Genomic DNA, 1,093 nt, shown 5'->3' on the forward strand with positions numbered 1-1,093 from the left:
CGCAGGAACCAGTACCAGGTCAGGGAGTTGGCCAGGCTCAGCGCGAGGGCGGCGTCGCCGTCGGCCGCGGCCCACTCCAGCGCGGCGCGCAGATTGACGGCCTCGGTGTCCAGGCGGTGCAGCCACTGTTGTTGGCCGGGGCCGAGGAGTTGGGGTGCGGCACGTTCGGCGAGGTCGGCGTAGTGGTGGGCGTGGCGGCGGCGCAGCTCCTTCGTCTCCCCCGCGTCGTCGAGCCGTTCGAGGCTGTAGGCGGTGACGGATTCGAGCATGCGGTAGCGGATGCCGTGGGTGTGGTCGGCGGCTCCGGGTGCCGTGGTGAGGAGGGAGCGGTCGACGAGGCGGTTGACGAGGTCGAGTACGTCGACTGCGTCGGCTGCGTCGCCGGGAGCGGTGCCGTAGACCGCTTCTGCGGAGTCCAGCGTGAAACCGCCGCCGAAGACGGCGAGTTGGCGCAGTGCGCGCTGCTCCTCCACCGTCAGCAGCTCCCAGCTCCAGTCGATCATCGCGCGGAGGGTGCGCTGCCGGGCGGGGGCGTCCCTGCGCACCTGGTTGAGCAGCCGGAACCGGTCGTGCAGCCGCTCGGCGAGTGCGTGGACGCCGAGGCCGCGTACGCGGGTGGCGGCCAGTTCGATGGCGAGCGGGATGCCGTCGAGACGACGGCAGATGAGGGCGGCGTCAGGCGTGCTCTCCGCATCCAGCGCGAAGCCGGGGGCGGCGGCAGCGGCCCGCTCGGCGAACAGCGCCAAGGCCTCGTCCTCCGCGAGCGGCGCGACTGCTTCCAGGGTCTCTCCGGAGAGGGCGAGGGGCTCCTGACTGGTGGCGAGGACCCGCAACTCGGGTGCGTTTCGAAGGAGTTCGGAGAGGAGGGCGGCTACGGGTTCCAGGACGTGCTCGCAGTTGTCGAGCACCAGGAGGAGGCGGCGCGGGGCGAGGGCTCGGGCGAGCAGGCGTGTCAGGGCAGGTGCGTGTTGCGTCCCATCCACTACAGGCACCTCCCGCACCCCATCCGCCCCATCCGCCCTATCTGCCCCATCCGCTCCAGGTGCTCCAAGTGCTCCAGGCGGCCCAGGTACTCCAGGCGGCCCGTCGCCGC

At 72.0% G+C, this 1,093-nt stretch carries 1 protein-coding gene; it reads right to left on the reverse strand.

What is annotated here, in order from left to right; genetic code table 11:
- Positions 1 to 983: ATP-binding protein (locus ACZ5CR_RS46890; RefSeq protein WP_468870173.1), on the reverse strand; the 983-nt coding region annotated here is incomplete at its 3' end.
- Positions 984 to 1,093: the final 110 nt, after the last annotated feature.

The organism is Streptomyces sp. NPDC031274, assembly GCF_055570235.1.